The sequence below is a fragment of the Cupriavidus sp. R6-3 genome (assembly GCF_059772245.1).
This window is the reverse complement of sequence record NZ_JCBAJO010000240.1, coordinates 1-6,978: the sequence shown is the minus strand read 5'-3', so window position 1 is coordinate 6,978 and position 6,978 is coordinate 1. Positions and strand designations below refer to the sequence as shown.

At 70.1% G+C, this 6,978-nt stretch carries 6 protein-coding genes and 1 pseudogene; 4 read left to right on the top strand and 3 right to left on the bottom strand.

What is annotated here, in order from left to right:
- The 4 genes from AC6EI8_RS22690 to AC6EI8_RS22675 all read left to right on the top strand — a co-directional run.
- Positions 1-561: 2Fe-2S iron-sulfur cluster-binding protein (locus AC6EI8_RS22690; protein WP_498382937.1), on the top strand; the 561-nt coding region annotated here is incomplete at its 5' end.
- Positions 558-1,556, top strand: a complete 999-nt coding sequence (locus tag AC6EI8_RS22685) for an FAD binding domain-containing protein (protein ID WP_498382936.1) — start codon at positions 558-560, stop codon at positions 1,554-1,556. The genes AC6EI8_RS22690 and AC6EI8_RS22685, both read left to right, overlap by 4 nt.
- On the top strand, positions 1,549-3,804 hold the full coding sequence (locus tag AC6EI8_RS22680) for a molybdopterin cofactor-binding domain-containing protein (protein WP_498382935.1): 2,256 nt from the start codon (positions 1,549-1,551) through the stop codon (positions 3,802-3,804). The genes AC6EI8_RS22685 and AC6EI8_RS22680 overlap by 8 nt, the downstream gene beginning before the upstream one ends.
- A 187-nt stretch (positions 3,805-3,991) precedes the next feature.
- The gene (locus tag AC6EI8_RS22675) at positions 3,992-4,879 is read left to right on the top strand and encodes a DUF3626 domain-containing protein (protein WP_226106202.1); all 888 of its coding nucleotides are present in this window, start codon (positions 3,992-3,994) and stop codon (positions 4,877-4,879) included.
- A gap of 17 nt (positions 4,880-4,896) precedes the next feature.
- Here the strand turns inward: AC6EI8_RS22675 and AC6EI8_RS22670 are convergent.
- From AC6EI8_RS22670 to AC6EI8_RS22660, 3 genes and pseudogenes are all read right to left on the bottom strand, one after another.
- Positions 4,897-5,628, bottom strand: a pseudogene (locus AC6EI8_RS22670) (YoaK family protein); the annotation flags it as partial.
- A gap of 95 nt (positions 5,629-5,723) precedes the next feature.
- Positions 5,724-6,686, bottom strand: coding sequence for a YihY/virulence factor BrkB family protein (locus tag AC6EI8_RS22665; RefSeq protein ID WP_498382934.1), 963 nt, complete (start codon positions 6,684-6,686; stop codon positions 5,724-5,726).
- Between the two features lie 13 nt (positions 6,687-6,699).
- On the bottom strand, positions 6,700-6,978 hold a 279-nt coding region (locus tag AC6EI8_RS22660; protein ID WP_498382933.1), incomplete at its 5' end, for a host attachment protein.

The window sequence follows — 6,978 nt, the reverse complement described above, 5'->3', positions numbered from 1 at the left end:
GCCGCAGCCGGCGAACCCGACAGGCCGGGCGCACCGAACGCACCGGTCACGCTGACCGTCAACGGCAAGCGCCATCAGCTCGCGCTCGATGTCCGCACCTCGCTGCTCGACGCGCTGCGCGAGACGCTGCATCTGACCGGCACCAAGAAGGGCTGCGACCACGGGCAATGCGGCGCATGCACGGTGCTGCTGAATGGCCGCCGCATCAACTCGTGCCTGACGCTGGCGGTGATGCACCAGCAGGACGAGATCACCACGATCGAGGGCCTGGAGCGCGGCGGGCAGCTGCATCCGGTGCAGGCCGCCTTCATCGCGCACGACGGCTTCCAGTGCGGCTTCTGCACGCCCGGGCAGATCTGCTCCGCGGTCGGCATGCTGCGCGAGGTCGCCGACGGCGTGCCCAGCCATGCCAGTGCCGACCTGAGCGGCGCCCGCACGGTGTCGCTGCAGGACCTGAGCGAGGCCGAGGTGCGCGAACGCATGAGCGGCAACCTGTGCCGCTGCAGCGCCTATCCGAATATCGTCGCCGCGATCCGCAGCGCGGCCGGGAGCCAGCGATGATCCCATTCACCTACGAGCGCCCGACCGCGCTCAGGGAGGCGGTCGCGGCAGCGGCCCAGCCCGACGCGCGCTTCATCGCCGGCGGCACCAATCTGCTCGACCTGATGAAGCTGCAGATCGAGCGGCCCACGCGGCTGGTCGACGTCAACGCGCTGCCGCTGCAGGGCATCGAGGCCGGCGCCGACGGCACGCTGCGCATCGGCGCGACCGTGCGCAACAGCGACCTCGCGGCCCACCCGCTGGTGCGCGTACGCTATCCGCTGCTGACGCGCGCGCTGCTGGCCGGCGCCTCCGCGCAGATCCGCAACAAGGCCACCACCGCCGGCAATCTGCTGCAGCGCACGCGCTGCCCCTACTTCTACGACACCGCGATGCCGTGCAACAAGCGCTCGCCCGGATCGGGTTGCGCGGCGCTGCGCGGCTTCAACCGCATGCATGCGGTGGTCGGCCACAGCGAGGCCTGCATCGCGGTGCATCCGTCCGACATGGCGGTCGCGCTGAGCGCGCTCGACGCGCGCATCGAGACCGTGCAGCCCGATGGTCGCATGCGCGTGATCCCGATCCAGCAGCTCTATCGCGCGCCGGGACAGACGCCGCATCTGGAGACCAACCTGGCGCCGGGAGAGCTGATCGGCGCGGTGGTGCTGCCGCCGCCTCCGCCCGGCGTGCAGTCGTACCGCAAGGTGCGCGACCGCGCCTCGTTCGCGTTCGCGCTGGTATCGGTGGCGCTCGTCGCGCAAGTCGACGGCGGTCGCATGCACAACGTGCGCGCGGCCTTCGGCGGCATCGCCTATCGGCCGTGGCGCGTTCCCGAGGTCGAGGCGATGCTCACCGGCAAGGCGCCGTCGGCCCAGCTGTTCGCCCGGGCCGCCGACGCGGCGCTGGCCGGGGCGCGCGGCTTCGGCGGCAACGATTTCAAGATTCCGCTGGCCAGGCAGTTGCTGCAGGCCAGCCTGACGCAGGCATCGCAACGCGACGGAGCCCACCATGGATGAACTTCAGCAGCGCCAGCGCAGCGGCCAGCAATGGATCGGCGCGCCGGTCGATCGGGTCGAGGGGCGCCTCAAGGTCACCGGCCGCGCGGTCTATGCCTGCGATCACGTGCCGAACGGCCGGCTCGCCTACGGCTATCTGGTCGAAAGCACGATCGCGCGCGGCCGCATCGCCGCGATCGATACCGAGGCCGCCGCGCAGATGCCCGGCGTGATCCTGATCGCCACCCATCGCAACGCGCCGGCGCAATCGCCCTACGGCCCGCCCAAGGTGGCGCGGCGCTTCGAACGGCCCAAGCCCATGCTCGACAGCGACCGCGTGCGCCACTACGGCCAGCCGGTCGCGCTGGTGATCGCCGAATCGTTCGAGGCCGCGCGCGACGCCGCGGCGCGCGTGCGGGTGCGGTACACGCCCGAATGGGGCGCGAAATTCGACATGACCGCCGAGCTTCGCAACGCCTACGTGCCGGACGGCATCAATGCCGGCATGCCGCACGACACCGCGGTCGGCGACTTCGATGCTGCGTTTGCCGCCGCACCGGTGCGGATCGACGCCACCTACACGACCCCGTACGAACACGTCAATCCGATGGAGCCGCACGGCACCGTCGCGCAGTGGTCGGGAGACCGGCTGCTGATCCATACCTCGACCCAGATGGTCGACACCTGCCAGATCGCGGTGTCGCGCACGCTGAATCTGCCGGCCGAGAATGTGCGCGTGGTCTGCAAGCATGTCGGCGGTGGCTTCGGCTCCAAGGTGCCGACCCATGCCGACGCGATCCTGGCTGCGATCGGCGCGCGCATGACAGGGCGGCCGGTCAAGGTCACGCTGACGCGGCAGCAGATGTTCGCCAACACCAACCATCGCACCGAAACACGCCAGCGCATCCGCCTGGCCGCCGGCCGCGATGGCCGCATGACCGCGCTGGCGCACGACGTGATCGAGCAGACCGCGATGTACGACGAATTCGCCGAGCAGACCGCAGCCTTCACGCGCTCGCTGTATGCCGCGCCGAACCGGCGCACCAGCCATCGGCTGGTCCGGCTCGACCTGCCGCCCTCGGACATCATGCGCGCGCCGGGCGAGGCGCCGGGCGCGCTGGCGCTCGAATGCGCGGTCGACGAGCTGGCGCATGCGCTGCGGATGGACCCGATCGAATTGCGTATCCGCAACGAGCCGCGCGTCGATCCCGAGCGCAACGTGCCATTTTCCACACGGGGCCTGGTCGCCTGCATGCGCGAGGGCGCCGAGCGCTTCGGCTGGTCGCGCCGCCCCTCGACGCCGGGCAATATGCGCGACGGGCGCTGGCTGATCGGCTACGGCATGTCGGCGGCAATCCGGCCGAACTACCTGCAGGCGTCAAAGGCGGAGGTCACGCTGTATCGCGATGCCACCGCGCGCGTGCGGCTGTCGATGACCGATATCGGCACCGGCACCTATACGATCCTGACGCAGATCGCGGCGCAATCGCTTGGCCTGCCGATGCAGGCGGTGCAGGTCGAGATGGGCGACAGCGACTTCCCGCCGACACCGGGCTCCGGCGGCTCCTGGGGTGCGGCCAGCACCGGCTCGGCCGTGTTCAATACCTGCGCCGCGCTGTGCCGCCGGCTTGCGGAGGTCGCCGCGGCGGACCGCGCCTCGCCGCTGTTCGGCACCGACCCGGCGCAGGCTCGCCTGGCGGACGGCCGCCTGCATGCCGGTGGCAGATCGGAGCCGGTGGGCGCGCTGCTCGCCCGTGCGATGCCCGACGGGCTCAGCGTCACCGGCGAGGTGCAGCGCGGTCCGGAATACCAGACTTATTCGCAGCACGCCTACGGCGCGCATTTCGCCGAGGTCGGCGTCGACATGGACACCGGCGAAATCCGGCTGCGGCGCATGCTGGGCGTATTCGCCGCGGGCCGCATCCTGAACCCAAAGACGGCGCGCTCGCAGATGATCGGCGGCATGATCTGGGGCGTGGGGGCGGCGCTGATGGAAGAGACCATGGTCGACCCGCGCTACGGCGCCTTCGTCAATCGCGACCTGGCCGGCTACCACGTGCCCGCGCATGCGGACATCCCGGCGATCGAGGCGGTCTTCCTCGACGAATACGACGACAAGGCCAATCCGCTCGGCGCCAAGGGCGTCGGCGAGCTGGGCATCTGCGGCGCAGGGGCGTCGCTGGCCAATGCCGTGTTCAATGCGACCGGCATCCGGCTGCGCAGCTATCCGCTGACGCTGGACAAGGTGCTGGACGGCATGCGGGCTTGATCGGGCGAAGGACAGGCATGGCACGCGCTTCGCATCGGCGACGTTAGAATGCATCGGCTACTGCGGCGGCAAGCCGCACCGCAAGTCGACCTGCGAGCCCAACCGCAAGCCCAACGCAAGCCCAACGCAAGTCGAACCGCAAGCCGACCTGCAAGCCGCACCGCAAGCCAATCGCCAAGCGACCGTCATGCCCGTCCATGCCACCGATACCGGGGATTCATGGGTACCGCCCCCGGATTCTCCCCAGGCCCGTGCCCTGGCCCATGTCGCCGCACGCAGCCTCGGCGAGCCGATCGACCCGACGCTGCGCGTCACGCTCAATTTCCATCCCGACCGCCTGCACCGCGGCGTGCCGTTCCTGCAGGCGCTTGCCAACGACGGCGTCTATCGCTCGCAGTTCGAGACCGGCACCAGCAATGGCGGCCTGACCGCGCATCCCGGCGGCGACCGCTGGCAGTGGGAGAGCCGGCTGTTCGGCGGCGCCTACGATGACGCCGCGCCGGCCGAGCGCCCGAAGTACGGCGCGCTCAATTTCCGCGGCCGTGCCACCGGCGGCTCGCCGCGCTTCGGCTCGGCGCATCTGCGGCTCACCGGCGCGGTGCTGGGGCGCACGACTTTCTGCTATCCCGACAGCGTCTACGAGCCGACGGCGTTCGGCGTGGCCGAGCGCATGGGCCTGATGGCGCTGGCAGCCACGGCGCAGCCCGACCCGCTCGACGACTATATCGAGGCGCAGGTGCACGGACCGGTCGATCTGGCGCGCGATGTCGAGGCGCTTGTGCTCGATCCCTGCTATCGCGGTACCGAGATCGAGGCGATGGCCCGCGCGCTGCCTTGCGCGCTGGAATGGCATGCGGGCTTCCGGCTGTCGGTCGACGAACTGCGCCGCCACCCCGGCTATCGCGGCCCGCGCTACGTCGAACTGGGCTGCGCGCTGGCACGCGGCGGCTGGCTGACGCCCGCGCTGATCGGCGAGGCGGCCCGCGGCGGACAGCATGACTCGCAGGAGTTGAAGAAGGTATGGCACTACCTCGCCCGCTTCGGCGAGCGGCGCCGCGAGCCGGCGGCGGACTAGCGGCGCGACGCGAGCCGGCGCAGATCATCCCAGACCGGTACGGCCGCCAGCGCGCCAAGCAGCGCCGCGAACAGCACCGTCATGCCAAAACCGACCTGCTTGAAACCCAACGCACCGGCGGCGCCGCCGACGAAGAACAGGCCAACCAGCGTGGCCAGCATGACGAGCTTGCGCCGATCGGCGACGACGCGCGCAGCGCCCTCGCCTTCGGTCAGGTTCCAGTAGAACAGCTTGCCGAGTTCGATTCCGATATCGGTGACCATGCCGGTCACGTGCGTGGTACGGATCTCGGCGCGCGACAGCTTGGTGATCAACGCGTTCTGCAGACCCATGATGAAACACAACACCGCGACGGTGGCGGGCACGAACAGCCATTCGCGACGTTCGAGATTGCCGCCCAGCAGACCGAAGCACAGCAGCAGGGCGGCTTCGACCATCAGCGGCAGCGCGTACTGGCTGTGCAGCCGCACCCGCCGCGCCCAATTGACCAGCATCGCCGACAGTGCGGCGCCCGCCACGAAGCAGATCAACGCGCCCAATCCGGCCAGCATCAGCGCGGCATGGCCGACGGCGAGGTCGTCGGCCATCGCGGACACGATGCCGGTCATGTGCGAGGTGTACTGGTGTACCGCGAGAAAGCCGCCGGCATTGATGGCCCCGGCGACGAAGGCCAGGTAGCGGGCCAGTTGCCAGTTGGCCAGGGTACTCCTGTCCTTTCCGGTCAGATTGCGCAGGTACGTGATCGGCATGGTGCGGGCGCTCGGCGGAGGGGCACCGCCGCACAGGGCAGCGGCCGCAGGTACTCTACCATGGCGTCCCGCCGCGGCGGCGGCCGGATCCGCGCCTAGGACTGGCCCGAGCGCTCGCCGGGATGCTCGGCCGGCTGCCGTTCGACAAAGCGCCCGGTCTTGACCTGCACCGTCCGTTCGGCCGGCTGCTGCCCGCGCAGCGAGCCGTAGCGATGCGCATACAGCCAGGTGAATTCCGCCCCGAGCAGGAAGATCTGCGCGGAGTAATAGACCCACACCAGCAGCACCACCAGCGAACCCGCGGCGCCGTAGCCCGATGCCACGCCCGTCTTGCCGATATACAGGCCGATCAGAAACTTGCCGAACGTAAACAGCAGCGCGGTCACCAGCGCGCCCAGCCAGACGTCGGGCCAGCGCACGCGGGCTCGCGGCATGATCTTGTAGATCATCGCGAAGCCCGTGGTGATCACCGCCAGGCTGAAGACGAAGTCGACGGCATGGGCCAGCGCCTCCTCTTCCCCGAACAGCGGCGCCCATCCGCGCGACAGCGCAGCCAGCGCGGCGCTTGCCAGCAGCGACACGATCAGCAGGAAGCCGATGCCGAGGATCATTCCGAACGACAGCACGCGCGCGCGCAGCAGTCCCCACAGCCCGGAGGTCTTCTGCCGCTCCGGCACGCGCCAGATGCGGTCGAGCGCGCTCTGCAGTTCGGCGAACACGGTGGTCGCGCCGATCAGCAGCGTGACCAGCCCGGCCAGCGCCGTCAGCGTGCTGGTGGCCGGTTCGCTGACCGCCGCCAGCATGTCCTCGATGGCCTTCGCGCCCTCGGTGCCGAAAAAGCCCTGCAGTTCGGCGACGATGGCCCCGCGTGCGGCGTCGGCGCCGAACACCACGCCCGCCACCGAAATGACGATCAGCAGCAGCGGCGCCACCGAGAACACCGTGTAGTAGGCGATCGCCGCGCCCATGCTGGGCGCGTAATCGTCTATCCAGGCGCTGACCGTGTCCTTCAGCAGTCCGTAGAGATTACGGACCGCACCCACCGCGCGGCGCGGCATGGCGGCCTCGCGCTCAGCTGGCGGACTGGCCGCCGGCCCGATCGCCGGCGAACTTCGCGGCGAACAGCCGTTCGGTCAGTTCGCGCTCTGGCAGATGCACCAGGTCCTTGTCGACCTCCTCGGTCACCACGTTGGCGACCTGCGCGGGCAGATGCTTGCGCAGCAGCCCTAGGAAGCGCGGCGCGGCGGCGATGCGCAGTTCGTCGTAGCGCTGCTTCTGCAGCGCATCGGCCAGATGCTCGGCGACGCGCCGAGCGAAGCCCTCGGCTTCGAGATGCAGCTCGTCCTCGCC